This window comes from Cytobacillus sp. QJM3NY_8 (genome assembly GCF_056173585.1).
This window is the reverse complement of sequence record NZ_CM149681.1, coordinates 2449082-2475725: the sequence shown is the minus strand read 5'-3', so window position 1 is coordinate 2475725 and position 26644 is coordinate 2449082. Positions and strand designations below refer to the sequence as shown.

Annotated in this window: 27 protein-coding genes; 9 read left to right on the top strand and 18 right to left on the bottom strand. The window is 39.4% G+C overall.

The genetic code is table 11. The annotated features are described in order from the left end of the window. The first annotated feature begins 7 nt into the window (after positions 1 to 7). Both AC0VZ9_RS12880 and htpG read left to right on the top strand, forming a co-directional pair. Positions 8 to 943, top strand: a complete 936-nt coding sequence (locus tag AC0VZ9_RS12880; protein ID WP_009334644.1) for a phosphotransferase — start codon at positions 8 to 10, stop codon at positions 941 to 943. A gap of 118 nt (positions 944 to 1061) precedes the next feature. Next, on the top strand, positions 1062 to 2939 hold the full coding sequence (gene htpG / locus AC0VZ9_RS12875) for a molecular chaperone HtpG (protein ID WP_009334645.1): 1878 nt from the start codon (positions 1062 to 1064) through the stop codon (positions 2937 to 2939). Positions 2940 to 2988: 49 nt separating this feature from the next. On the opposite strand, the gene AC0VZ9_RS12870 is transcribed toward htpG, so the two are convergent. Further along, the gene (locus tag AC0VZ9_RS12870) at positions 2989 to 3366 is read right to left on the bottom strand and encodes a hypothetical protein (protein ID WP_251266480.1); all 378 of its coding nucleotides are present in this window, start codon (positions 3364 to 3366) and stop codon (positions 2989 to 2991) included. A gap of 184 nt (positions 3367 to 3550) precedes the next feature. Between AC0VZ9_RS12870 and AC0VZ9_RS12865 the strand changes: the two genes are divergently transcribed. The 3 genes from AC0VZ9_RS12865 to AC0VZ9_RS12855 all read left to right on the top strand — a co-directional run bounded on the left by AC0VZ9_RS12865 (position 3551) and on the right by AC0VZ9_RS12855 (position 5866). After that, positions 3551 to 4003 carry a YndM family protein gene (locus AC0VZ9_RS12865; protein ID WP_251157030.1) on the top strand — a complete coding sequence of 151 codons (453 nt, stop codon included), beginning with the start codon at positions 3551 to 3553 and terminating at the stop codon, positions 4001 to 4003. Positions 4004 to 4036: 33 nt separating this feature from the next. Further along, a complete protein-coding gene (locus tag AC0VZ9_RS12860) occupies positions 4037 to 4378 on the top strand; it encodes a hypothetical protein (protein ID WP_009334648.1) in 342 nt (113 codons plus the stop codon). Positions 4379 to 4501: 123 nt separating this feature from the next. Beyond that, complete coding sequence (locus AC0VZ9_RS12855) at positions 4502 to 5866, top strand: amino acid permease (protein ID WP_009334649.1); 1365 nt, start codon at positions 4502 to 4504, stop codon at positions 5864 to 5866. A gap of 218 nt (positions 5867 to 6084) precedes the next feature. Here the strand turns inward: AC0VZ9_RS12855 and AC0VZ9_RS12850 are convergent, their stop codons facing one another. The 3 genes from AC0VZ9_RS12850 to AC0VZ9_RS12840 all read right to left on the bottom strand — a co-directional run bounded on the left by AC0VZ9_RS12850 (position 6085) and on the right by AC0VZ9_RS12840 (position 7441). Next, complete coding sequence (locus AC0VZ9_RS12850; protein WP_475397457.1) at positions 6085 to 6942, bottom strand: DUF421 domain-containing protein; 858 nt, start codon at positions 6940 to 6942, stop codon at positions 6085 to 6087. Positions 6943 to 6962: 20 nt separating this feature from the next. Further along, positions 6963 to 7169 (bottom strand): DUF1657 domain-containing protein, encoded by a 207-nt coding sequence (locus tag AC0VZ9_RS12845; protein WP_475397456.1) that lies wholly within the window; start codon positions 7167 to 7169, stop codon positions 6963 to 6965. Positions 7170 to 7237: 68 nt separating this feature from the next. Then, complete coding sequence (locus AC0VZ9_RS12840; RefSeq protein WP_009334653.1) at positions 7238 to 7441, bottom strand: DUF1657 domain-containing protein; 204 nt, start codon at positions 7439 to 7441, stop codon at positions 7238 to 7240. 252 nt (positions 7442 to 7693) lie between these two features. Between AC0VZ9_RS12840 and AC0VZ9_RS12835 the strand changes: the two genes are divergently transcribed. The 3 genes from AC0VZ9_RS12835 (at position 7694) to AC0VZ9_RS12825 (ending at position 9758) form a co-directional block, all read left to right on the top strand. Next, complete coding sequence (locus AC0VZ9_RS12835) at positions 7694 to 8251, top strand: YkoP family protein (RefSeq protein WP_009334654.1); 558 nt, start codon at positions 7694 to 7696, stop codon at positions 8249 to 8251. Positions 8252 to 8328: 77 nt separating this feature from the next. Beyond that, positions 8329 to 9150, top strand: a complete 822-nt coding sequence (locus AC0VZ9_RS12830; protein ID WP_009334655.1) for a metallophosphoesterase — start codon at positions 8329 to 8331, stop codon at positions 9148 to 9150. A gap of 206 nt (positions 9151 to 9356) precedes the next feature. Then, positions 9357 to 9758 carry a hypothetical protein gene (locus tag AC0VZ9_RS12825; protein WP_009334656.1) on the top strand — a complete coding sequence of 134 codons (402 nt, stop codon included), beginning with the start codon at positions 9357 to 9359 and terminating at the stop codon, positions 9756 to 9758. Between the two features lie 153 nt (positions 9759 to 9911). Here AC0VZ9_RS12825 and AC0VZ9_RS12820 read toward each other — a convergent pair whose 3' ends face one another. Continuing rightward, a complete protein-coding gene (locus AC0VZ9_RS12820; protein WP_475397455.1) occupies positions 9912 to 10460 on the bottom strand; it encodes a TVP38/TMEM64 family protein in 549 nt (182 codons plus the stop codon). Between the two features lie 160 nt (positions 10461 to 10620). On the opposite strand from AC0VZ9_RS12820, the gene AC0VZ9_RS12815 reads away from it, so the two are divergent. Further along, complete coding sequence (locus AC0VZ9_RS12815; RefSeq protein WP_034297074.1) at positions 10621 to 10848, top strand: hypothetical protein; 228 nt, start codon at positions 10621 to 10623, stop codon at positions 10846 to 10848. Positions 10849 to 10941: 93 nt separating this feature from the next. Here AC0VZ9_RS12815 and AC0VZ9_RS12810 read toward each other — a convergent pair whose 3' ends face one another. The 13 genes from AC0VZ9_RS12810 to AC0VZ9_RS12750 all read right to left on the bottom strand — a co-directional run bounded on the left by AC0VZ9_RS12810 (position 10942) and on the right by AC0VZ9_RS12750 (position 26629). Continuing rightward, complete coding sequence (locus AC0VZ9_RS12810; RefSeq protein WP_251157033.1) at positions 10942 to 12507, bottom strand: alkaline phosphatase family protein; 1566 nt, start codon at positions 12505 to 12507, stop codon at positions 10942 to 10944. A 743-nt stretch (positions 12508 to 13250) separates the two neighbouring features. Then, positions 13251 to 13388, bottom strand: coding sequence for a hypothetical protein (locus tag AC0VZ9_RS12805; RefSeq protein ID WP_019379966.1), 138 nt, complete (start codon positions 13386 to 13388; stop codon positions 13251 to 13253). Positions 13389 to 13499: 111 nt separating this feature from the next. After that, positions 13500 to 13973: a staygreen family protein gene (locus tag AC0VZ9_RS12800; protein ID WP_475397454.1), complete on the bottom strand. Its 474-nt coding sequence runs from the start codon at positions 13971 to 13973 to the stop codon at positions 13500 to 13502. Between the two features lie 78 nt (positions 13974 to 14051). Next, positions 14052 to 14813 (bottom strand): hypothetical protein, encoded by a 762-nt coding sequence (locus AC0VZ9_RS12795; RefSeq protein WP_019379968.1) that lies wholly within the window; start codon positions 14811 to 14813, stop codon positions 14052 to 14054. A 106-nt stretch (positions 14814 to 14919) separates the two neighbouring features. Then, positions 14920 to 16365 (bottom strand): alanine/glycine:cation symporter family protein, encoded by a 1446-nt coding sequence (locus AC0VZ9_RS12790; protein WP_475397453.1) that lies wholly within the window; start codon positions 16363 to 16365, stop codon positions 14920 to 14922. A gap of 271 nt (positions 16366 to 16636) precedes the next feature. After that, positions 16637 to 19087 carry a DNA topoisomerase IV subunit A gene (parC, locus tag AC0VZ9_RS12785; protein WP_475397452.1) on the bottom strand — a complete coding sequence of 817 codons (2451 nt, stop codon included), beginning with the start codon at positions 19085 to 19087 and terminating at the stop codon, positions 16637 to 16639. After that, positions 19084 to 21066, bottom strand: a complete 1983-nt coding sequence (gene parE, locus AC0VZ9_RS12780; RefSeq protein WP_475397451.1) for a DNA topoisomerase IV subunit B — start codon at positions 21064 to 21066, stop codon at positions 19084 to 19086. Before parE ends, parC begins: the two co-directional genes overlap by 4 nt. Before the next feature lie 314 nt (positions 21067 to 21380). Further along, on the bottom strand, positions 21381 to 21794 hold the full coding sequence (locus AC0VZ9_RS12775) for a CoA-binding protein (RefSeq protein ID WP_009334673.1): 414 nt from the start codon (positions 21792 to 21794) through the stop codon (positions 21381 to 21383). 71 nt (positions 21795 to 21865) lie between these two features. Further along, positions 21866 to 22726 carry a GNAT family N-acetyltransferase gene (locus tag AC0VZ9_RS12770; protein WP_475397450.1) on the bottom strand — a complete coding sequence of 287 codons (861 nt, stop codon included), beginning with the start codon at positions 22724 to 22726 and terminating at the stop codon, positions 21866 to 21868. Positions 22727 to 22795: 69 nt separating this feature from the next. After that, positions 22796 to 24133, bottom strand: coding sequence for a 5'-deoxyadenosine deaminase (locus AC0VZ9_RS12765; RefSeq protein WP_251175513.1), 1338 nt, complete (start codon positions 24131 to 24133; stop codon positions 22796 to 22798). Further along, a complete protein-coding gene (locus AC0VZ9_RS12760) occupies positions 24130 to 25302 on the bottom strand; it encodes a M20 family metallopeptidase (protein ID WP_251175514.1) in 1173 nt (390 codons plus the stop codon). Before AC0VZ9_RS12760 ends, AC0VZ9_RS12765 begins: the two co-directional genes overlap by 4 nt. Further along, on the bottom strand, positions 25302 to 25925 hold the full coding sequence (locus AC0VZ9_RS12755; protein ID WP_019379973.1) for a DUF1989 domain-containing protein: 624 nt from the start codon (positions 25923 to 25925) through the stop codon (positions 25302 to 25304). The genes AC0VZ9_RS12760 and AC0VZ9_RS12755 overlap by 1 nt, the downstream gene beginning before the upstream one ends. A 20-nt stretch (positions 25926 to 25945) precedes the next feature. Further along, on the bottom strand, positions 25946 to 26629 hold the full coding sequence (locus tag AC0VZ9_RS12750) for a cyclase family protein (protein WP_192908569.1): 684 nt from the start codon (positions 26627 to 26629) through the stop codon (positions 25946 to 25948). Positions 26630 to 26644 lie beyond the last annotated feature (15 nt).

The following is a 26644-nucleotide window of genomic DNA, read 5'->3' as shown; positions in this document are numbered from 1 at the left end:
CTCCAGCTTGTTTACTAATATTGTGACTGAAAACGGGACTCTAAATGACCGTTACATTTTAAGAAGAGAGAACTTATATCAGGGAGCGAACGGCCGGTTTGTCGAGCGTTTTTTTATTGATGCGTCAAAAAGCTTTATTTTCAAACCTCTGACAAACAATACTCAGCTGGGAAAAGAAGTGTGGATTTTTGAAAATGTACTGTCAGAACTCCCGCTAAAGTTTCCAAAAATCCTGTCGTACTCCGTCCAAAACAAACTAAGCGATAATTGGATTATTTTAGAAGACCTTGGCACCATTACACATACATTTGATTCAAATATTGCACTGGAACTAACTGCATTAATGGCCAAATGGCACTCTCTGCCCGCTGAGCGGTTTTCCCATGCACAGCTGAAAGGTCCTAAACCGCCTATTGAGGAGATGGCAGACCAAATCCTGCAGAACAAAGAGAAAGTGTTTTCTATTTTCAAGTTACATAATATTTCAGATCGTTTAGGCAATAAAATTTTCAGCGCATTTACCAGTAAACCCTTTTCCACTGTGAAAGTTCTTTGCCATGGGGATTTGCACCAGGGGAATTATGGGTATGCGGGCGATAAGACGGTGGTTCTGGACTGGGAACATTGCCACATGAACACACCTTTTTGGGATTTGTTTCATTTAATCGATATTTCACATCCGGATTTCCCTAAGCCTAATAACCATACTATGCGAAATATGATTCTGGACTGTTATTGTAAAGAAATTCAAATTTCTGCTCCAGACAGGGAGAAGTTCAAACAGGAATATTATGTGTTTTCAGCTGTTTTTTCGGTTTGGATGATGATGCTAATACAATCAGATCTGGACAATCAGAGAGCGAAATGGACTCCAGAACAGCTGTCGAGGCAATTAAAAGAGACAATACACAATCTTGTTGAATGTGCAGAAGAAATCATTTAGAACGAAAGTCAGTTCATGCTGATTGACACAAATTGACTAATATGATATTTAAATATTGTTTAGCACTCTTAAGGTTTAAGTGCTAATGTAATGAAAATTTGAAAGGGGAGAGACTAACATGGAAACGAAACAGTTTAAGGCAGAATCCAAGAGATTATTGGAAATGATGATCAACTCCATTTACTCTCAAAGAGAGGTGTTCCTGAGGGAGCTTATTTCCAACAGCAGCGATGCGATCGATAAGATCTACTATAAAGCACTTACAGACGATTCCTTAACGTTTGACAAAGAGAGTTACTACATAAAGGTCGTTCCTGATAAGGAAAACAGAACATTAACAATCAAAGATACTGGCATTGGAATGACAAAGGAAGAGCTGGAAAATAACCTTGGCATCATTGCTAAAAGCGGTTCTCTCGCTTTTAAGAAAGAACAGGAGATTAAAGATGGCCATGATATTATTGGCCAATTCGGAGTAGGATTTTATGCGGCATTCATGGTCGCTGATGTTGTAACTGTGATCAGCAAAGCCCTTGGCAGTGAACAGGCCTACAAATGGGAATCACATGGGGCGGAAGGATATACGATTACGCCATGTGAAAAAGAGGCAGTCGGTACTGATATTATCCTTAAAATAAAAGAAAATACGGAAGATGAAAGCTTTGATGAATACCTCGAAGAGTACCGCTTAAAATCGATCATAAAGAAATACTCAGACTTCATCCGCTATCCAATTAAGATGGATGCAGCAATCAAAGAACCAATAGAAGGTGCTGAGAATGAATATAAAGAAAGCACCGAAGAGCAGACCATCAATAGCATGGTTCCGATTTGGCGGAAAAATAAAAGTGAACTGACAGACGAAGATTATGAAAAATTTTATCAGGAGAAGCATTATGGCTTTGACAAGCCGGTAAAGCATATCCATATTCATGTGGATGGCACAATCCGCTATAATGCAATTTTATATATTCCTGAGAATATTCCATTTGATTATTATTCAAAGGAATATGAAAAAGGCCTGGAGCTTTATTCAAATGGCGTATTAATTATGAATAAGTGCGGAGACCTTCTTCCAGATTATTTCAGTTTTGTAAAGGGGATGGTGGACTCTGAAGATTTATCACTTAACATTTCAAGAGAAATGCTCCAGCATGATCGGCAGCTGAAGCTCATTGCTAAAAACATCAGCAAAAAGATAAGAAACGAACTTCACAGCCTGATGAAAAATGAGCGGGAAAAATATGAACAATTTTATAAGTCGTTTGGAAGACAATTAAAATATGGTGTATACAGCGATTTCGGAACCCATAAAGAAATGCTCCAGGATTTATTGATGTTCTATTCTTCAAAAGAAAAGAAACTGGCATCACTTGATGAATATATATCAAGGATGAAGGATGACCAGAAATATATTTATTACGCAGCAGGAGAGTCACATGAAAGAATAGAAAAACTACCGCAAACTGAACTTTTGGCTGACAAGGGTTATGAAATACTATATTTTACAGAAGATATTGATGAGTTTGCCATTAAGATGCTTATGACCTATAAAGACAAGGAATTCAAGTCTGTATCAAGCGGCGATCTCGGCATAGAGAATGAGGATGAAAAGGTATCCGAATCAGAAGAAAAAGAACATAAGGAATTGTTCAGCAGCATGAAAGAAATTTTGTCAGGAAAAGTGACGGATGTACGAATTTCCAAAAGGCTTAAAAGCCACCCGGTTTGCCTGACAGCTGATGGAGAAGTTACCATTGAAATGGAAAAAGTCCTTAGCAGCATGCCGGATAATCAAGACGTAAAAGCAAATAAGGTTTTGGAAATCAATTCAAACCATGAAGTCTTCCAAGCCTTAAAAAATGCTTTAGAAAACGATAAAGAAAAATTAAATCTGTATACAAACCTCCTATATAACCAGGCTTTGCTGATAGAAGGCCTTCCGATCAGTGATCCTGTTGAGTTTACGAATGATATTTGCAAAGTAATGGTTTAACATACCGTTTTAACAGCCCGAATCAATCGGGCTGTTTTTTTGTACTCAATTATTTCTGGCGGAAAGTTCCTGCATAATTGAATTGAGAACCAGTCTGAAATTGGCTCTGGCTATTAAAAGGCTGCTGCATTGCTGAAAGACTTCCTCCAGCCATTTCTTGCCCAGTAAGCTGTCCCTGCATTTGATTGCAAATGTGTACGACTTCCTGGCATCGCTGAATGGCTAAGTCATGGCTTTGCAGGCTTTGTTCAATTAATTGGGCAGCCTGCTTTTCACGCTGAAGAATCTGCTCAAGCATCTGAATGTTCTGCTGTTCCTGCAGCATCATAGGATATTGCTGGCTTCCTTGCTGTGTCTGCTGAATCAGCTGCTGAGCTAGCTGCCTGGCTTGATTTGCCTGCTGTACTCCATGTTGAGTTGTATGCATATTAACAGCCTCCTAATAATTATTCAGGGACATTTGCCCCTTTGATCTATTTCTCTTTGCCCATCACCTTCACACTAGAAAATTAAATCAATAAAAGGAATCTTTTTCTTAAATTGATGTACAGCTATATATGGGAATAATTTTTGTGCTAATAAACAAACTAACAATGTAAAGGAGGGAGATTATGCAGCATTTCAAGGCATTGGCTCTAAAATTTCTCGCAAGTCTTGTTCTCTTATATATCATTCTCGGAATATTCTTTGGAATGAGCTTTGTAAATGTATTTATAATAACAGCCATTCTGGGCATTACAGCTTATATCCTTGGTGACATGGTGATACTCCCAAGGAGCAGCAATATGATCGCAACGGCAGCCGACTTTGGATTGGCTTTTTTGCTCATTTGGTTTTTGAGTTCAATTCTAACCAATGGTGATAATCTTATTGCAATGTCAATAGCCGCAGCTCTTGGAGTCGCATTATTTGAATATCTATTCCACTTATATTTGCTTAGAAATATGACAGAAGCAAGTAATGAAAAAGGCACTATTAACCAAGGAAACCTTCGCTATAATACTGAAGTTTCCGAGGATTTAACACCTGTAAGACCGGATGTAAGAAGCGAAGAGGATAAATAACACATTCTGAAAACTCTTGGGAAGGGGATTATTATGTCAGTTTTTGTTTACCAGACATTTGAAGTGAAGCAGGACAATTTTGTTGAAGCGTTAAAAAACGTGAGAATGATCCAAAGCTACCGAAACGAGAATTATCAGCATGAGGTTGAGCTATTATCGCCCATTTCAGGACAAGACCATACCTATGCTTTTCTTTCCAAATATGAAGGTCTTGCTGAAATGGAGCTTCAAAACAGGAAGATGTTTGAAGATGAAGAATATAAAAAGCTAATCGAACAATTCTTCCTTGAGGATATTGTCCAGGGCAGCATGAACACACAGCTATTCAGATCTGTTACAGGATTAAAAAGCGACAGTTCAGAACAAAAGAAATAAATGCTTTGGCACCATCCTTTGCAGATTTGAACGGAAGCCGATCACCAAAAGGAATCGGCTTATTTATTTGAATGAAAGCAATAGCACGTTTAACAGCTATAGGAGATAAACAGGAGGTACACCATGGACTTTTTTCTTCCCAGCGGAAATTCCTCAAAAAAAAGTGAATCCGGTGACCTAAAATGGTGGCAATTATCATTAATTGGTGTTGGCTGTACCATTGGGACCGGTTTCTTTCTCGGTTCAGCCATTGGCATTAAGATCACCGGACCTTCCATCGTATTTTCATTTATGTTAGCGGCACTTGGAACCTATATCGTCTATAACCTTTTGGCTAAAATGACAGCTGAAGACCCTCAGGAAGGATCTTTTTGCTATTACGCCAATAAAGCCTATGGAAAGTGGGCAGGTTTTAGCTGCGGCTGGAATTACTGGTGCTCAAATATACTTATCATGGGAAGCCAATTAACCGCGCTCTCCATTTTGACAAGATTTTGGTTTCCTCATGTGCCCCTTTGGGTTTTTGCAGCGGGTTATGCCATACTCTCCATTATAGTGGTATTAACAGGAAACAAAGGCTTTGATAAGGTGGAAAACCTGTTTGCAGTTATTAAAACAGCAGCCATTATTATGTTTATCATCCTCGCAGCAGCTGCTTTGTCCGGAGTGATTAATGGAGATGCCAGGCATCCCGGATTCCCCGGTTCTTCTGGGGAATGGTTTCCTGAAGGCTTTAAGGGCTTTTGGTCATCGTTGATTTATGCTTTCTATGCATACGGAGGAATTGAAGTGATTGGGCTAATGGCAACAAGATTAAAAAAGAAGGAGGATGCACCTAAGGCGGGCATCATCATGCTTATCGTCCTTGTCATCATCTATGTCATTTCCCTTGGCTTAGCCGTTTATATGGCTTCACATGGTGCTTTTAATGAAAAAGAGAGCCCATTTGTAACTGCAATGGATAAGTATAATCTGGCCTTCTTCCCGCACGTTTTTAATGCAGCAATCATTATTGCCGGCTTCTCTACGATGACAGCTTCACTGTTTGGAGTAACTGCATTACTGGTTACGTTGGCTGATGACGGCGATGCTCCAGCGGTATTTTCAAAAAAGATAAAGAAGTGGAAGGACCTTCCTTTACCTTCGCTGGGACTGGCTACAGCGGGTTTAATTGCATCCATCGTAACCGCCTTATTGCTGCCAGGCAAAATATATGAGTATATCACTACTGCTGCTGGTATATTAATTTTATTCAATTGGTCATTCATCATCATTTCAGCTCTTCGGATTTTGGAAAATAAAGTGTTCGGAAAGATAATGGCTGCGGTGGGATTGCTTCTGATCCTGGCTGCGGTAAGCGGCACATTAATTGAAAAGTCCATAAGGTTTGGATTTTTTGTCAGTTTAATATTTGTGGCATTAATAGCGATTGTAGCCTTAATCATGCAAAAAAAAGTATGGAAAAAAGAAGGCGGGAGCAGCTGTTAACAATAAAAAACAAACACCAGTCTTCATTCTGGTGTTTGTTCAGTTTTTAGACGCTGTAATTAAGTTTTTTCTTATTCCTTTTTAAGGAGCCCTATAAATAGGCGGTCGGTTTATTTAAAATCAGCAAGGACCAAAAGGGTGATTAAAGGAATTCACTGCAGAATTCTAATATAGGGAGAGTGCGGACTATGTTTTTGAAGTCCTGCTGATGGACAAGCTTACTTTAAATATGGGGATAATTTCTGTATGATTTGATTCAGCTTTTGAGTATTTTTTTCATACATTTCCTGTGCCTTTTTGGAATCAGTCTGCAGGGAAAACACTTCAAGGTCAGCAGCACACTTTTTTATCATTGCCATAAGCAGAGGACGCTGCTGTGGTGCAGGAACCTTAAGTGAATCATCAAATATATCTACAGTCAGTTCTCCATAAGAATCAATTTGACCCAAAAAAATGTTATCAATGGTCAAACCCAGTTTTTCTATCTCCATGTCAAGCCATTTTCTCGATTTCCCTGACTCAGCAAGGGGATCGTTTAGAATTTTCCCATCCATAATAACCGTTTGCGGCTCTTTTTCCTGAGGTAAATTCAATTGAAGATCCTTTGGGGTAAGCGGCTGGTTTTCTTTCTTCAGCATGATGCTAAGATCTCCGCGCGGCTCTAAAACAGCAAACTCCACATCTGCTGTTTTAAAGACATTTTTTTGGCGAAGCAGGGAGGATAAATCATCAATCGAGTATCTTTCTTTTTTTAAATTATCTTCTAATATTTTCCCATCTTTAATAAAGATTGTTCCTTTTCCTTCAAAGAAATCACGGAAGCTTTTACTTTTAAGCGAAAGAATATCAGCAAATAATGTAACAAGACCAAAAATCAAAATAGAAAGGATTCCGCTGGCCCAGTGGTTATCAAGCCCCATAATTATTTCACCGGCTATACTTCCGATTGTAATTCCTGATACATATTCAAAAAATGAAAGCTCTGATATTTGTTTTTTTCCTATCAGTTTGGTTATAGCGAATAAAACACCTGCGAATAAAATAGAACGTGCACTAATAAGAAGCCATTCAGGCATATTTTCATCTCCATGTTCAGTTAATTTGGTTTATATTGGGGTTCCTCAAACTCTATAACCTTTTTTCGGTGTTCAAGATCAGTTTTTATCTCGCTAATTTCCAGCATTGATTCATTGAATAGGCGCTTTGCTTCTTCATCCATTGAGGTTAAAGCCAGGTTTGATAACTGTGCTTCTATAGAACGAATTGCTGCAAGACATTGATTTACATTCGAAGCAATTGTCATTGAGATCACACCATTTCAAGATTTAAATTTATAATTGTAATAGGGCTGGCATATGCCAGCCTGAATGTCTACTGATTATATTGAGGTTCCTCTTGCTGAATCTCTTGAAGCCTTGGTTCAAGGCTGTCAATGATCGATTGTGTTTGCTGTGCGGCATTCTGGTACAGCTGTTTAGCATTTTGGTTTTCCGTAGCAAGTGCAAACGTTTCAAAGCTGGCCTGAGCGCTCTTCAAGCCAACAATTGCTTGCTTTACTTGAGTTCCAACTGTCATATTTAATTCCTTCTTTCAAATGAAAAATAAACTACACAATGTATTATTACTTTTTATTGAATGCTTATGTAATAAACTTCATACCAAATTCAGTAACTTATCATATAAGGTGATCTGGATCTCGCTTTGTATGACCCGGCTGCGAGCTGCCATATTTAAAAAGGCACTATATCCGTTCATTTCCATAATTAAAATTTCCATTAGATTAACATCCTATTTACTATAGCGCAGGAAGGAGGAGACCTAAAAAACATGTTCCGCAATATTTTATTATCAATATGGGTATTCCTGGATCCTCTTTATTATCCTTTTACCCGGCTACAGCATCTTACAGCAGATCCGGAAAAGGGAGGAGTTTTTCGTGTAAGGCTGACAAAATATAAAGGAAATGACATTCAATTATCTGACGGAGTTATCATAAGAAAAAATGATCTTTTACTTAAAATCCATCTGCATAATGTCAGGCTGTTAAAAGATTTTAACTATATGAAAAATGAGTTATTAAAAGGGAGAGCCATCTATAAACGTGTTAAGGAATCTATGCCGCTTTTGACTGCATTTATCCTCAGCCATCCGGAAGAAACGAAAATAAAAGGGGTTATTGGCATCACCCTTATAAACAAGGGATTCAGCACGCTTGGATTTGAATGTATATCTCCAAAAAATAAATTATACTGCTGGTTTAAAAAAACATTTCAATTGCCTATATATTTTTTATCGTGTTCAAAAATTTCTGCTGCAAATTTAAAAAAGCATCGCACTGTTTACTTATTGATGTCTAAAGAAAACCTGATTAATAAATATAAATAAATGATGCAGACTGTTTCCTCTAACTCCCACTAGGACTGTCCCCTCAATCCCCTTATACTTTGAAGGAGGGAGGGGATATGAATATGGCATTATTTTTCACCTTAATCTTGTTCACCGTTTTCTGTTATCTTATTTACAAAGCCAATAAAAACACTAAGAATGTAACTATAAATTCAATTTCTGTTTCCCGTCCTAATATCTCAGTTTCGGGAGATAACATAAAAATTCTTCATATATCTGATATGCACCTCGAAAATATTTCTGTCAGTCCGGATGAATTATTTGAGATGATCTCAAAGCAACCAGTGGACCTAATTGCCCTTACAGGCGATTTTCTTGACCGCAAACGAAGTATTCCTAAGCTTGCGGGCTATCTCCATGCACTGAACAAGACAAATCCAAAGCATGGCATCTATGCAGTCTTTGGCAATCATGATTATGTCTTAAAAGGTCATAACTTTGAAACATTGAAAAACACTCTAGAAGAAAATGGCTGTAAAACACTTCAAAATGAGCATGTGTCGATACAGGTTAATGGGGAAAAATTAAACATCATTGGAATTGATAATTACAGCACCAGACACAGTGATGTAAAAAAGGCCTATGAAGGAGTAATTGAAGGCTGTAATCTAGTTTTGACCCATGATCCCAATGTTGTATTAGAGATGGAAAATGTTCCTTTTGATTATTTATTATCAGGGCATTTTCACGGCGGACAGATTCATTGGCCAAAGCCATATCATTTGATAAAAATGGGCAGGCTTGTCCGGATGAAAATGGTGAAAGGCCTTCATTATCATAGCGGAAAACCTTTTTATATAAGTGAGGGACTAGGCCAGACAGGGGTCAATATCCGTATCGGCAGCCGACCTGAAATCACTTATCATGAAATATCATAATACATTCTAAAACCCTTGCCATTGCAATAGGCAAGGGTTTTAGGCGTATAATAACCATGTACAATCAGTACTATATAGGTATACACAAATATTATTTACAAACCCAATAAAATTTTTGCCAGCATATTCGAATCCCTAAAAGTAAAAATTATATAAGGGAGGAGACATATGATTCCTTCTTATTACTTAAAGGGGAGTGCTTAAACTTGAATAACTGGATAAATGCGATTTTTAATACGGGCAAAATGCAGCCGTTTTTAAATATGTTTGGCAAAAAGAGAAGAAGAAACAGAGGAATGCTGTGGGGATCTTTAATTAGCCTGGGTTTAAGTGCAGCTGCATATGGCTTTACTAGAAATCGCGGCAGAAATATGGCTCGCCCGTTTCAAAATTTAATGAATAATACAGCCCAAATGACAAATTTCCAGAAGCCAAATATGGCGGGGTTAACTGAGTTTGCAGAGGAATTAACATCAAATAAGAACCCGATAAACAACAAATTCAATAATACAGCCCAAACGAAAAACTTCCAGAAGCCAAATATGGCGGGGGTAACTGAGTTTGCGGAGAAATTAACATCGAATAAGAACCCGATAAACAACAAATAACGCATAGTAGCCCACGTATTTTGTGGGCTTTTTTTTATTTTCATAATTTTTATTTCAGCATTCGATCAGATCATCTTTTTGATTGATCCAGCTTGTTATGGAACCATAATTTATAACAAAGGAACAAGCAGAGGAGAAATAGAAGGTACCAAATTACTCCCAGCAAAAATTATGAAGTGATAAAAACAATTGCTCGCCGCTATATGCAAGCATAAACATAGGAGGCAGCATTCCAATTGCAGTAGCTATGAAAAAATGCCTAAATGGAATATCTGCTATTCCACAATAGATATTAAACACCTGAGGAGGGATGATAACAATCATTCGGCCAAACAAAATTGCCATAAATGCATTATTTTCGAACAGGTACTGAAATTTATTAATGGCTTTATACTTTCCCAAGTAGGCGGTGAAATAATTCCTGAAATAGTATCTTGATAAAAAAAAGTAAATTAACGAAGTCAAAAGAATGCCAAACCAATTGATCAGCAGACCAACCATCGCACCAAATTTGACTCCCATTATTCCTGCAAAAAGAGTAAATGGCAAGAAAGGAATAGACGCAATCAGTACAGAAAGTAAAAACATTGCAGGAAGCCAAGATGGATCACTTGTTCGCAGCCATTCTAATAAGTAATCTTTATTGGTCATTCCAACGATCAATAAAATGACATATGCTAATCCAATCCACCATCTGCGCATAAAATTGCTCCTTGCCTATATCCCTAATCATTCGCGGCTGCCTTAATTTCAGTATGCTTATATTTTTGAAAAGAAATGTATTCACCTGGACAAAAATCATTTCTGAAGAATCCAACATAAAATAACATCAAGGTAAAAAATGGGGGAGGCAGCTGTAAAAATGCACTATATGAATTATGGTTACTATATTCCATACAGAGATATAAAAAACGAAACCTTAATGATGGTAAAGCCATTTGTGAATTATGGCTTAACAGAAGCAAAATTCACTTCAGTTTCCCATGCAATGACTGAGGTTGCAGCCATTGCGTACTTGCTGGGAAAAGGCTATAATCCGCAAACAGCATATAAACTGGTGGAATCCTGGGAGGTTAATGAATCATTTTAAATTTAGCATACTGAACTGATTCAAAATAACTGGTGATTTAAACTAAACATAAACCTTCGCTCAGGTATTTGCTGAGAGCAGGTTTATGTTTTTTCAATTCCAAAAATCCATAATCCATTGTTTCAAATCTACAATCCGCAGGTGCTCGATACTTTTATTGGTTCCTGTAACAATGATGGGGATTAGTGAATCATCTTTATGCATGGAGCCATGGGCACCGCCACCGGAATGTTCAGGTGAACTTTCACCAATGAATTCATACCCGGGTTTTGCGTCAACGACAAGAAATTCACCTTCCTGAGAATACATAGCTCCATATAGCCTTGCTAATCCATCAGGATAATCCCCATAATGAATATTCTTGTTCTTTAAGGTTAAATCGAGAATGGAGGTATTTCCTTTTATAGACCATGCTTGATTATAAACATCACGATAGGTTCCACCTGAATTAAAATCAAAGGAACCCTCATGATCCCCAGATATCACATGTATTAATTCTTTTTCCTTCCATGCAATCCAGGCAATCCTCTGATCTTTTTTTAACCTTTCGGCAATGTTTTTTACTGAAATACTTCCATTAATTTCATAGACATAAGCCATTCGTTCATTTGCTGTAATGACAATTTCATCTTCTTTTCCAGCAGGCTTGCCGAGCTTTAAAATCCTATATTCAGAAAGGATTTCTTTTAAATCGATTAAAGCTTCTTTTTTCGATTCAATGACAGGTGATTGTTTACTGTCTCCAACAATAACCCAATTATAATTTTTAAGGGCATCCTCCCATTTCGGAAAACTATTCAAGACCTCCTGAAGATACTTATCAAGTTTTTCAATTCCTTTTATTGTTTTTGGCCCTTTCCTATGTACAGTAAAGTCATTTCCTGAAATATACAGGATTGTAAATTCAGGGATAATATTTTTTTCCAAAAGGTATTTTAATTCTTGAACCGCGAAGGCATCATTAAGTCCTAAACGATTCACAATGTGATTATTCTTTTTGTCCTGTTGAATAAATGTACCTAAAGACAGCATTTTCGGCCCAGCAGTTTCGTATTCCCCAGGTAAATTACTCACTTTTGTTATCAACTTGGGTACTTTAAGGGTATGATGATAATTTCCCCGATAAATAAATGCGTTAATGGATGCTGATTCCTTTTTAATTCTGTCCAGATCCTCATGGATGGTGCTTACATTTGGACTGAGGTCAACATTATTATATTGATGCATGATACTTTCAGCAAATTGGGAAACCCCAATTTTCATTATTTCAAAAAGCCCATTTCCATAAGTGATGATTTGCTTCTTATCATTATTAAACCAAACGAGTCCAGGAATCTTAGTCTCATCCGGGTAAGCACCAGTTATTAAAGAACTGTCGATTGTAACCGACATGGTTGGATAGGAACTTACTACATTTTTACTATATTGTCCGTGTTTTAAAAAGAAGGCCAGAGCAGGAGCTTTTTTCTCTTGTATTGCTTTTTTTAAAGGCTCATCCATCAACGAATCGATAACAAGAAGTATAACTTTAGGTGAAGACTGACTTTCTGTTTGAATAGCAGCTGCTTTCTTATCCTGTTCATTTGAATTTTGACCACTGCTGGCGCAGCCGAATAGGAGAATAGAAATAGCTATTATACAAGGAAGCAAACGAATCAACAATTTTCACCTGCGCTTTGATTTATTTTCTATTTATAACTTTATGCAAGAATAAAATTGAGGCAGCAGCATTTGATTTTCAATTGCTATACAAAGAAATAATAATGAGACAAAAAGGAAATAACAGAGGAGAGGGCGGCAAGGTATAGAAATCACTAACCAGCATCGAACCATTTTTCATTCCCATTATTAGATCAAAACATAAACACAAATTTTTGGTTATAATACCAACAGAAACTTTACTATCAGTATGCTTATTTTTTTGTAATTAATGTATTCTTTTTAAAATCCATCATTATTAAAGGGTTAAAACATTGGGATTGATCCAAGAATTTATTGTCAGCATGGAGGAGAGTAATGCCCAATAAAGATTTAAGAGAGATTTATGTGGGACAATAAATTTTTTCTAGTTTACATAATATATATTATAGGAAGTAGTGGGTTAAAATGAAATTGTTGTCTCATTATCGAAGTATACTTAAGATAGTGAGACAACATGAAAATTTTCAGTCAAATATTACTTAAATGGTTTAATCTGCGAAAATTGAATTGAATCATTTTCAAATTTATTTTTAAAGAACTAATTCATGTTTTTCTTGCTGAAGCTATGGATAAATATTTGTTCAATCAATTCTTAAAAAACGATATTTCACAGATATTCAATGATCCCTCTTAACTGATACTTTTTTCATCTAGTTTACATAACATTTTTATACACAACCATATGTCTAAATCCATTTAATTTATTCACTATCCTGTGTAATATTAAAAAACATATCATCTTGTTCTTTATTATCCTTAATATTGCTTTTGTTTTTTTCCCCCATCTCTCCATCCGATTCATAACTCAATCCAAATGTTTTCTCCTGTTCTTTCTTCATTCTAATCGCTCCTTTGCTTTTATGATAAAATACAGCTTCTTTTACATTTGTTGCTGCGTTTAGAGCCATTTTTCACAAAACGGAACACACGTTCCATCACGCGCATTTTTTTCATACTGGCTGCAATGCAGCACTTAAATATTTTCTGGGAGTTCCGTAATAAAGCAGCTTGCTGAACTCCGGGTAAACGGATTCAAAATATATAAAGATTGGCGAATCAAGCAGCCAGGGATAATTGGTAAAAAAGCATCTATCTCCATAAACCATCGCTGTCAGCGCCAGATCCAATTCTTTTTGGAAGATAAGAAACCTTATTTTTGCGTATTGCTGATCGAATTCTCCGCCGCTGATATACACCCTTCCGCTCAGAACATACTGCCCCATTTGGGGAATCCATTCAGCAAATGCTTCATCGCGGAACTTACGATTGACTGCATTAAAATCATAGCATTCACCTATCGCCAAAAATAATTCTCCTGTTGCATCTGAGTGTGTAAGTGTATATTTCCTGCTGTCTACGGGCCTGAATTCCGTCGCAGGAGGCAAATATATAACCGACAGCTTAGATGGATTAAAATTACTCATAATAAGCGCCCCCATATACAAATTTCCATATGCCCAGTATATGGGGTGCTGAAAGAAACGTGACAAATGCCCATATCGTTAACGCTTGCGGGAATTCATTTTCATCACTTTGGTGTCTTTTAACATCCATTTCCCTTCTTCATACAGCCAGAAAGATTCTACAAATGCGATTGTATCTGCATTATAAGCACCGCTAATTCTCTGAACTCCCAATAATCCGTTTTGGCCTTCAACAGGGATGATCTTCAGCGTGCTATAAGGGTTTACCATTAGTTCAGTGGGTTCACTTAGTTTTCCGTTTAAATACAGACCAAGCCGTTCATATTCCTCGCTCCGGTCCCTTAAATCAAACGTATATGATTGTTTGGTTTCTTGAATGCTAATATTGGCTTTGTAGCCATTTTCGAATTGGCTATTGATCACTAAAGGGTCTGGAACTGCCAGTTCTGTTAACATGAAGTCCTTTAACGTATATAAATAAAAATTCGACAGACCGCCGCTTCCCCCTGTTGGAATACTTATAAACATATCTTTAATGGAATCATGATTTAAATCCTCAAACTGTATTTGAGGTTCATAGCCTCCTGCAAGCTCTGCTTTATATATTTTACCGTCTGAAGCCTTTATTTCGAGTGATATTTCCTTTAAAAAGGACGCGCCTTCCTCATAATAAACACCCTTAATATAGACGGTATCCGCCTTATTATCACCTGTTACATCCACTTTATCTTTTGACACCGTTACAGCTCTTTGTTCTTCCTCACCAGCATATACACCTGTTATGGCGGATAGAGACATAAAAAAGAAAGCCGCAAACGCAAAAAGCAATTCTTTTTTCATTTACTAATCCTCCCTAATTTTTTATTATCTTGCCCATTTATGGAAATAACATGTAAAATCACAAAAAACCTCCTATCCTAAGGATAAGAGGTTTTGCAGAAATAAATTATTTAGCTGCCTTCTTCTTTAATGCATTTTCCTTGGTTTCCCATGATTCAATCCCTTTTAGACCCGGAATAGAGTCAGCATAGAACACAGGATCTTTTCCTTCTTTTCTCTGTGCCTTATAGTCCTTGAGTGCAGCGAATGCAATTTTCCCGAGCATGGTAATAGCAACCAGATTTATTAAAGCCATAATGCCCATAAATAAATCTGCAAGGCCCCAAACTGTTGCCAGGTCGACTAAAGCCCCAAAGATGACCATGCCGATAACGCTAATACGATAAATGAAAATTGCCAATGGGCTTTCCTTAATGAACTCAATGTTCGTTTCCCCATAATAGTAATTGCCGATAACAGAACTAAATGCGAAAAGAAAGATTGACACAGCCACAAAAATAGGAGCCCATGTGCCAATATGAGATGACAATGCTGTTTGAGTTAATTGTATACCTGAAAGATCTGGTGATGTATAAGCTCCTGAAAGGATAATCATAAAGGCAGTCGCAGAACAAATTAAAATCGTATCTACAAATACACCTAAAGTTTGTATTAACCCCTGTTTAACAGGGTGAGAAACAGCAGCCGTTGCAGCAGCGTTGGGTGCACTTCCCATTCCGGCTTCATTGGAGAATAAGCCCCTTTTAATACCCATCATGACAGCAGCGCCCATTGCCCCGCCAAAGGCCTGATCCATACCAAATGCGCTTTTAACAATCGTTGCAATAAGATTTGGTACTTCAGTTATATTCATAATTACTATTACAATGGCAACAATTAAGTAAATGACCGCCATAATCGGAACAATAACTTGTGATACATAGGCTATTCTCTTAATTCCTCCAAAAATGATAATAGCCGTTAAGGCAGCAAGAATCAATCCAATTGTCATGCGGCTTGTGCCAAATGCTTCATTGAAAGCTAATGAAATGGTGTTGGACTGGACTGAGTTGAATACAAGTCCAAAACAGAAAGTGATGATAACAGCAAACAAAATGCCCATCCAGCGTTTATTAAGTCCTTTTTCCATATAATAAGCAGGACCGCCGCGAAAACCGTCTTTATCTTTGACCTTATAGATTTGTGCTAAAGTACTCTCCACAAAACTTGAGGCGGCGCCTAAAAAGGCAATGACCCACATCCAAAATACGGCACCTGGTCCGCCGGCCGCTATTGCTGTAGCAACGCCAGCCATGTTGCCGGTCCCTATCCTGGAAGCAGCACTGATTGTAAATGCCTGGAAAGATGAAATCCCTCTTTTTCCTTCTGCAGAAACCATGGTTTTATCGCCAAGTATCCGAATCATTTCTCCAAAATAACGGAATTGTACAAATTTGCTTTTTAGACTGAAATAGAGGCCTAAAATGATAAGTACTGCAATTAAAATATAAGTCCAGACAATATCATTTAGAAAGCCGACAGCCGAATTTAAACCTTCTAAAAATAAATTCATTCATTTCCCCCCTGTTTCTTAATTTACGGCATTTATTATCTCACAAAAATAACACCTCTTCTAATCTATCAAAAGAATTTTTAATAGACAAGACGTATATTCATTCCAATGCCTTAAAAAACACAATAAATTCTTGTTTTAAAAGAAAAATGCTAAAATTTATATTCCCTTGTAATCGGTTCTTTAAACGTTTTCAAATAATATTTTATTCGTTATTTATGCAAAAATATAAAATGAATCCCCCTGTCATTATCAGGGGGATTCAAAAGGATTATTCGGCAGGGGCATCTGAATCATTTTTAGGTTCTTCAGCCCTCCAGATGCATTTTGCTTTACCGCTTTCGGATTCGTCAATGATGAACGATCCATTGGAATATCTGTCATTAAAGCGGATGGATGAAGCAATAACTGCTTCAATATGGCCTTTTTCCGTTTCAATGTATATTTCATCTTTGCTTCTGACAATCACACACCCAACAATACGGTGAGGGTTAGATTTCAATTCACGAAGCATCACTACACCGCGCTTGGCACGGGAAGTCCGTTCAAATTCGCTCATCTTCATTTTTTTTATAGATCCTCGCTGTGTAACAATCACGACAGACTGCTCTTTCTGATCCTCAATTAGCTGAGCACCTGCGACAAAATCGCCGTCTTTAAGGTTAATGCCTTTAACGCCTGCTGCCCGGGCACCAACGATACTTACTTCCTCTTCATGGAACCAGAGGCCGAATCCCTGGTGAGTGGCAAGGAATATTTCCTTCGTGCCATCTGTTAAATAAACGTCAAGAACTTCATCAGTGCCTTTTACATTAACTGCCACAAGCGGCTTGGAATATCTTTGAGCTTTATAAGCTTTTAGCTCGGTTTTCTTTACCATTCCATTTTTCGTCATAAAGAGCAGGTATTCTTCCGTTTCAAAATCTTTAACTGGAATAGCCCGGACAATCGATTCATTCCGGTCGATCGGTATGATATTGGCAATATGCTGTCCAAGGTCCTTCCAGCGGATATCCGGCAGCTGATGTACTGGACAGTATAAATAGTTTCCTTTATTCGTAAACACAAGGAGAACATCGGTCGTATTCATATCAAGCTTTGCAATCAGCCTGTCTGAATCCTTCATGCCAAAATCCTGTCCGTTTGAGGCGGCAAACGACCTCTGGCTTGTGCGCTTGACATAGCCTTCCTTTGTTACCGTTACAATCACATCTTCACTGGCTACCAGAACTTCAAGATTGATCTTGATTTCTTCGATCTCCGCTTCAATTCTCGTACGGCGTTCATCGGCAAAACGCTTTTTGACATCTCTTAGCTCTTTTTTTATAACAGAGAATAGCTTCTTCTCACTTTCCAAAATGGATTTCAGTTCGCCGATTAGCTTAGCAAGCTCCTCAGCTTCTGCTCTTAAGGCAGTAATGTCTGTATTGGTTAAGCGATAAAGCTGGAGGGAAACAATTGCTTCAGCCTGAGGTTCAGTGAACTCAAACTTTGCAATCAGATTATCTTTTGCATCCCGCTTATCTTTAGATGCCCGGATTGTCGTAATCACTTCATCCAGGATGGAAAGAGCCTTCATCAGGCCTTCAACGATATGCTGACGCGCCTCAGCCTTTTGCAGCTCAAACTGAGATCTGCGTGTAACAACTTCTTTACGATGGCCGATATAGGCATCCAGAAGCTCTCTTAAACCCATTAATTTCGGGTGACGATTGTGGATAGCAACCATATTGAAGTTATAAGGGATCTGCAAATCACTGTTTTTGTACAGATAATGAAGGACGCCTTCAGGATCTGCATCCTTTTTTAACTCAATCACAATCCGAAGGCCTGTCCGATCCGTTTCATCACGGACTTCGGCGATGCCTTCGACTTTCCGGTCCAGTCGGAATTCATCAATCTTCTTTACCAGATTGGCTTTATTCACTTCATAAGGAATTTCAGTTATGACAATTTGCTTTTTGCCTCCGCGCAAATCTTCGAATTCGGCCTTTCCGCGGACAATAATTTTTCCTCTTCCTGTTTCATAAGCTTTTTTAATTCCATCGACTCCCTGGATGATGCCTCCAGTAGGGAAATCAGGTCCTTTAATATGCTCCATCAGATCATCGATAGAACAATCCGGCTTATCTATCCGTAAAATAACCCCATCAATAATCTCATTTAAATGATGAGGCGGAATATCCGTTGCATATCCAGCAGAAATACCTGTTGAGCCATTGACTAGCAAATTCGGATAGACAGCGGGCAAAACGGTTGGCTCACTGGAAGTATCATCAAAGTTCGGGATAAATTCAACGGTTCTTTTCTCAATATCTCTCAGCAATTCGGAAGAAAGGGCCGATAATCGTGCCTCTGTATAACGCATGGCTGCCGGAGGATCTCCATCGATGCTCCCATTATTGCCGTGCATTTCAACAAGAAGGTTTCGAACCTTCCAATCCTGGCTCATCCGCACCATGGCGTCATATACAGAAGTATCGCCATGCGGATGATAATTGCCGATTACATTTCCGACTGTTTTAGCAGACTTTCTAAAGCCCTTTTCGTGTGTATTGCCTTCTACATGCATGGCATAAAGGATCCGTCTTTGAACAGGCTTTAATCCATCACGAGCATCGGGAAGGGCACGATCCTGAATAATATATTTACTATAACGCCCAAAGCGGTCGCCTAATACATCTTCAAGAGGAAGGTCCCGGAATTTTTCAGCAGAACTCATGATTCATCACCCTCCTCCTCTAGCACTGAAATATTCTCATTTTCAAGTATGCTTCCATCTTCTTCAAGGCCGAATGCCACATTGGACTCGATCCATTTGCGGCGCGGTTCAACCTTATCACCCATCAATGTGGTCACACGGCGTTCAGCTCTTGCTGCATCATCAATCTTAACGCGGATCAGTGTGCGCGACTCTGGATCCATAGTCGTCTCCCATAGCTGATCGGCGTTCATTTCGCCAAGACCTTTATAGCGTTGAAGCATATATCCCTTACCCACTTTTTTAATGGTATCCTGAAGATCATCATCACTCCATGCATACTCAATCACTTCTTTTTTGCCTGAACCTTTGCTGACTTTGTATAAAGGAGGCAGCGCAATGAATACCTTGCCCGCTTCAAGCAGCGGTTTCATATACCTGTAAAAGAAAGTAAGCAAAAGCACCTGGATATGTGCTCCATCGGTATCGGCATCTGTCATGATGATTACTTTATCATAGTTGACATCTTCCAGATTAAAATCTGAGCCAACGCCTGCTCCGACTGCATGGATAATGGTATTGATTTCTTCATTTTTAAAGATATCCTGGAGCTTTGCTTTTTCCGTGTTGATTACTTTACCTCTAAGCGGGAGCACAGCCTGGAAGCGCCTGTCCCTGCCCTGTTTAGCAGATCCCCCGGCAGAATCGCCCTCAACCAGGTACAATTCGTTTCTTTGCGGGTTGCGCGACTGTGCTGGTGTAAGTTTTCCTGAAAGCATGGCTTCAGATTTTTTCCGCTTCTTCCCGCTTCTTGCTTCCTCACGTGCTTTGCGGGCTGCTTCTCTCGCCTGGAAAGCTTTTATCGCTTTTTTAATTAATAGAGAGCTTGTCTCAGGGTTTTCTTCAAGGAAATAAGACAAATGCTCGGAAACAACTGAATCAACAGCCGACCGTGCTTCACTGGTCCCCAGTTTGCCTTTCGTCTGGCCCTCAAACTGCAAAAGCTCCTCCGGAACACGAACAGAGACGATAGCCGTGAATCCTTCCCGCAGATCCGCTCCATCCAGGTTTTTATCTTTTTCCTTCAGAAGATTCACTTTGCGGGCATATTCATTAAAAGCCCTTGTCATCGCTGTTTTGGACCCAGCCTCATGCGTACCGCCGTCTCTTGTGCGGACGTTGTTAACAAACGAAAGGACATTTTCCGAATATCCATCATTGAATTGAAAAGCAAAATCCACTTCAATTCCATTGCTCTCGCCTTCAAAGCTTACTACAGGGTGAAGAATATCCTTTTCTTCATTTAAATATTCAACAAATGCTTCTATGCCATTTTCATAATGAAAAACGTCATGAAAGTCATTACGTTCATCTATGATTTCTATTTTCATTCCTTTTAGAAGGAATGCAGACTCACGAAGCCGCTCGCAGAGTGTTTCGTAATTATACGTGGTAGTCGAAAAAATCGACGGATCTGGCTTAAAGTGGATGGTAGTTCCTGATTGATTTGTCTTGCCCACTTTTTCGAGCGTTGTAACCGGCTTTCCGCCCAGCTCGAAACGCTGTTCATACACAAAGCCATCACGTTTAATTTTAACAACAAGCCACTCTGAGAGGGCGTTGACTACGGATGCACCAACACCATGCAGCCCGCCGCTTGTCTTATAGCCTCCCTGGCCAAACTTTCCCCCTGCATGAAGGACAGTTAATATGACTTCTGGAGTCGGCTTGCCCATTCTGTGCATACCTGTAGGCATACCGCGTCCTTTATCTTGAACACTAATTGAATTATCTTTATGTATTTTGACAATGATATGATCCCCGTAACCTGCCAGCGCTTCATCGACAGCGTTATCGACAATCTCATATACAAGATGGTGCAAACCCCTTGCATCCGTACTTCCAATGTACATCCCAGGGCGTTTTCTAACAGCTTCAAGCCCTTCGAGTACCTGTATGGCATCATCATTGTAGTCAAAAGCTTCCTGATTTCTTGCCACGAACATACCCCTTTCATTTCCTGCAAAAACACATGCCGTCAAAATCTCGGCACTAAGAACACCCGTATGAGAATTCGGCTTTTAAGTCCATTTCCTTTGATATCCCAAGGCTAGAACAGATGTTCTGTATTCATATTTTACCATATAATTTAGGATGGTCTATGCTTTATTTTATCTATTTATTTGGTTTTGGCAAATAAGATCTTGGGATTTAAAAGATTTATCCTGATTATTTCCGTTACACAAACCCTTTATTTACAGGGATTCTATAAAAAATAAAAAACATGAGATCTTAAGCAGACCTCATGCTGAGTTTATTTCGTTAGTGCGTGTTCAACTTTAATGCAGCGGTCCATGATGACAGTGCAGCCTTTTTCTTTTAGAAAATCATATGCTTCCTGGTTTGCCACTCCAAGCTGAGCCCAGAAGATATCAGCATCTATTTCGGCAAACTCCCGAGCAATTTCCGGAAGAAACTCTGAACGCCTGAATACATTGACGATATCTACATGCCCCTCGATCTCTTTAAGACTTGCTACAGCCTTTACACCAAGTACCTCATCAACAGCGGGATTAACCGGGATAATTTCATAGCCGGCTTTTTGCATCGCCTCTGACACCATATAGGATGTGCGTTCAGGATTTCCGCTTAACCCCACAACAGCAATCCGCTTTGCCTTTTTTAATAGAACACCGATTTGGTCCCTGCTTGGATTTTCAATAGCCATTTTGTTCCCTCCAATTTTTCTGGTTAATTATATTTTACCTAAAATCTTAAAAGCGCACTAACTTATTGCTCTTATTCCCAAATATACAGCTTATAAAAACTCAATGACCTTTCAACTTTAAATCCTGCTTTTTTATAAAGAGACAGGGCTTTCTGGTTGGTTGTTCCCACACAAAGCTTAATGCTTGCGGCTCCAGCATTCACAAAAAGGTCATGAACCGCCATATCAAGCAATTTTCGTCCAATGCCCTTCTTGCGTTTACAGAATTTCACACCAATGAATTCAATGCTTCCTTCTTTTTCATCACGATTGTATTCTGCATATAAATAGCCATTTAATCCATCCGCATCACCAGATGTATAAACTTTGTGTTCGTCACTCAATCTTCCGATAATCTCTTTTCCTGAATAATATGTATGGGGAAACAATGTATCATGCAAATGGATAAACTCGCTATGGCTGTGAGGCGGCAATAAACTGATATCTCTTAATTCATTACTGGGATTTCCTTTCAGTTCCATGTATGTCTGAGCAGATTGCGGCTTGAATCCGTTACTTAAAGCAAATTCGGCAGCAGTATGGTTGGCTGTATCCGCAAACAGAAAGTAAGAATGCAGGTTTCCTTCAAAATAATGAAGTGCTTTTTCCCATAAAAGTCTCAAAAATTCAAATTCCTGAACAAAAGGACCCCATAATTCTGCTGTCCCTTTATTAAGATCAGCATCTACTCCCAGAAAGCCTGCAATTGCGCCATCCTTCCAGATAATAAATGCAGCTGATTCGGCATCACTATTCATTTCTTCCAGACTATGAAGAATATCGTTTTGGCTGGTCCCCAAATACCCTATATGACACTGGCGCAGAGAGTTCATTCCTGCAATAAACTCGGATGCCTGCACTAGATTTGCATGATCCAAAATGCCGGCTTTCACATCATCACTCCTCTTTACTATATTTTACCATAAAAAAACGGCTGATTTGCTTTCAGCCGAAATAGAAGATTAATAAACGGCTGTCTCTAATCTTTTAAGCAGCCTCTTTATGCTGATGTTCGCTTCTCTTAACACCATTTCTTTATCAACCGTTTTTAGCTTCCTATTTTCCATGACGATTTTCCCGTTTACAATGGTTGTTTCTACATCTGCTCGAGTGGCTGAATAGACAATCCTCGAGATGGTGTCGATATCAAATGACGGATACACATGAAAATCATTCAGATTAAGAATAGCAAGGTCTGCTTTCTTTCCGGGCTCAAGGCTTCCGATTTCCTTTTCCATTCCAACTGCTTTAGCTCCGCCGATCGTAGCCATTCTGAAGACTGTTCTGGCATTCATTGCTGTTGGTCCATGTACAGGCTTCTGAATGATTGCAGCCAATCTCATTTCATTGAACATATCCAGATTGTTATTGCAGGGAGCACCATCAGCACCCAGGCTGACAAAAGCCTGCTGATCCAATAAAGAAGGAATTTCTGCTACACCTGATGCCAGCTTTAAATTGGATCCCGGACAATGGCTGACCTTTACACCACGCTCTTTGATGATCCTTCTTTCTTCTTCATCTAGCCAAACACAATGCGCAAGAATCAGCCTTTCATTGGCAAGCCCAATGCTGTCCAAGTAAACTACATTCCGCATGCCTAATTCTCTTTCAACAAGCAGAATTTCATTGGCATTTTCTGATGCGTGCGTATGGACTCTTACATTGTACTGTGCAGAAAGATCCCTGACACTTTTCAGCAATTCCTCTGTGCAGGAAACTACAAAACGGGGACAGAAGGCATATTGTATTCGTCCATTATCGCTGTTATGCCATTTCTCAAGCAGATCTGCGCTTTGCTGGATGGACTTTAAGGTATTTTCCCTTAACGGAACTGGAACTTCATCCCCCTTATCCATCATGACCTTTCCGGCAAGTGCCCGTATGCCGCTCTCGGCAATGGCCTGAAATGCATATTCGGTATGATTGACCGTTTCCATGTCCACCACAGTTGTTGTTCCGCTTTGAAGCAATTCACCAATCCCCAGCATGGCAGAATAATAGATGGATTCTTCATCATGCGAAGCCTCCAGCGGCCAGATTTTCTGTTTCAGCCAATCAAGCAGTTCAAGATCATCAGCCTGTCCTCGGAATAATGTCTGGCATAGATGTATATGTGTCTGGATAAATCCCGGTATGATTGTTTTTCCTGAAGCATCCATTACTTTATCAGCTTTATGTGTTAAACTCTGGCCAATTTCCATGATGCGGTCATCCACAATATAAAGGTCGCCGAAAACGATTTCTTCAGCTGCGTTCATCGTGATGATTTCAGCATTTTTTATCAGTATACTGCTCAACTTCTTCCTCCCCCTTGTACAGGACTTGCTTCTCCGGGCTCCAGTTTTCCATAAGTCATGATAAGCTGCTTGTAAAATTGAATGGAGCGCTGATAAGCCGCCAGACTCACGCTCTCATTTGGCTGATGGGCAAGCTTTTCGTCTCCTGGGCCGTAAATCAAGGTAGGAATTTCACTCCTTGGATTAAGAACGGCACCATCTGTATAGTAGGACACCCCGTAATGGTTTGCTGGCGATTCGCCCTTAATCATTTGCGCTATTTGAATAATGTCCTCAGCAGGATCCGTTAAAATAGATGGACGGTCCAGGATGGTTTCAACACTGTATTTATAAATCTCTTCCTGATCCATCAGCAGATCAAGTTTGGATTTAAGCATGTTTATAAAACTGGAATGGGATTGAGGAGGGACGGTTCTTATATCTGCTCTGATGCTGCATTTATCTGGAATGACATTGGTCTGCACTCCGCCTTCAATCATGGTAACAGCCAGGCTGCTTTGTCCGAGTGGCTTCCTATCTGTCATCCATTCAATTTTCATTTCATCCAATAGCCGGACTATTTTAAGCATGTGATCTACTGCATTTATTCCCTGTTCGGGCATCGAACCGTGAGAGGTTTTTCCATATGCTGTTATTTCAAGCCAAAGAGCTCCCTTATGGCCAATCACAATTTTTTCATTTGTCGGTTCGGCAATGATTAGTGCATCGATTTTTCTGCAGTCATTCTCCTTTATAAAAGCCCTTGCCCCGCAGCTGTCGACTTCCTCCCCGGCTGTTGCCAAAAAAGTAACGCCAGCAGGGGGTACAGTACTCGTGAGATACAGCTCTTCCAATGCCAGGAACATCGCTGCAAGACCGCTTTTCATATCAGATGCTCCTCTGCCATATATGCGTCCATCTGCGATTTCACCTGAAAATGGAGAGTAAATCCATTCTCCCGTTCCAGGAGAAACGGTATCCATATGGCCGCATAAGACTAGCTGTTTACCGCTTTTTCCCGGAAGCGTAACTTCAAAATTGCTTCGAGTCTCATCAAGTATTGTCACTTTAAACGGCAGACCATTTTGTTTGCATCTGTTAATAAAAGCTTCAGTCACTAAATGTTCGTTTCCTGGCGGATTAGAGCTGTCGATTTGAAGCAGCTGCTGAAGAAACTGAATGTCATTCATTAATCCGCCTCCACTATTTGCATTTTAATAGGGGTCACTTTAAACCCATTAACCGGTGCCATGTCCTGGGAACAGGTTGTACAGGCAATGACAACATCGCACAATGCTTTCAGCCTTATGTAATCACCAGGCTTGGAAAGAGGCTCGGTAATGACATAATCACCAGCATCATCAAGGACATTATTCATAAATATATTGATGGGATCCGGAATGACAGGGGGGTGAATATCATACTTTTTCAAAGCAGCCGCAATATTATCATGGCAATTTGGGTGATCCTCCTTGCCAAAATCAACTTTATAGCGGTAATAATCACAAGCAGGAAAGAAGAAATCATGTTTTCCAACAGTGTCTTCCACTAGCTGCATCAGCGGGCGGCGGCGGTTGCTGTAAAGCCAATCTCCCGTTTTAAGCCGAATGCTGCTTAATGAGGCACGCATATGAACAGGTGAAACATGTTCCTCAGGATCTTTATAGTTAAAACAGACAAAATCCCCCACTTGTTTTCCTTCCATATCAATAATTATGAGCTCTTCTCCTTTGTGAATCAGGGCGCTTCTTCCTTCATAAGGGGGGATAATCATTTCGTCTCTGATCTTCCCCTTGTTAAAAACCTCTTTCATTTGATCACCAACCTTTGTTGTTATTCAATGAAAACGGCTACAGCACGAACTGGAGATCCCGTTCCTTTTCGAATCCTGAGCGGCAGTCCGAAATATAGAAATCGCATTCCTGCAATCTGATCGAGATTACAGAGATTTTCCGTATTGGTTATCCCATATTCCCGGCAAATGAGGTGCCCGGAATACTTCGGATCATCCGGATGGTCAATGGCCGGGGCATCGATGCCTATATTGACCGCACCTTTTTCAGCCAGCCATTTGGCTGCTTGATAATTCAGGCCCGTGTAGGTTGTGAGCCATTTGTCTGTACCATAAGAGCGATTATAGTGGCCGGTATAGAGGAGAACGATATCTCCTTTTTCAATAAACTGCTGTGATTTTCGCAATGCCTCCTCGAGATCACGGTCTGTAATATATCGATCAGGCTGGATGTGGGACACATCCAGGCAAACTGCGGGCCCGTAAAAATATTCAAGCGGCATTTCATCGATGTATTTGCCGTTTGGATCATATTCATAGGTTGCATCGCTATGGGTAGGGCCATGTTCATTGATTAATAGATTATTGGTTGCAAACATAAATCCCACTTGCTTTTCACTTTCTTCGTGAGAGATATTTGGGAAGATCATTGTTTTTTGATGAAGGGGAAAAACAGGCATTCCCTGATAAATTTCCTGCGTTAAATCGACTAATTTAACTCCCATGCTATTCCTCCTTGC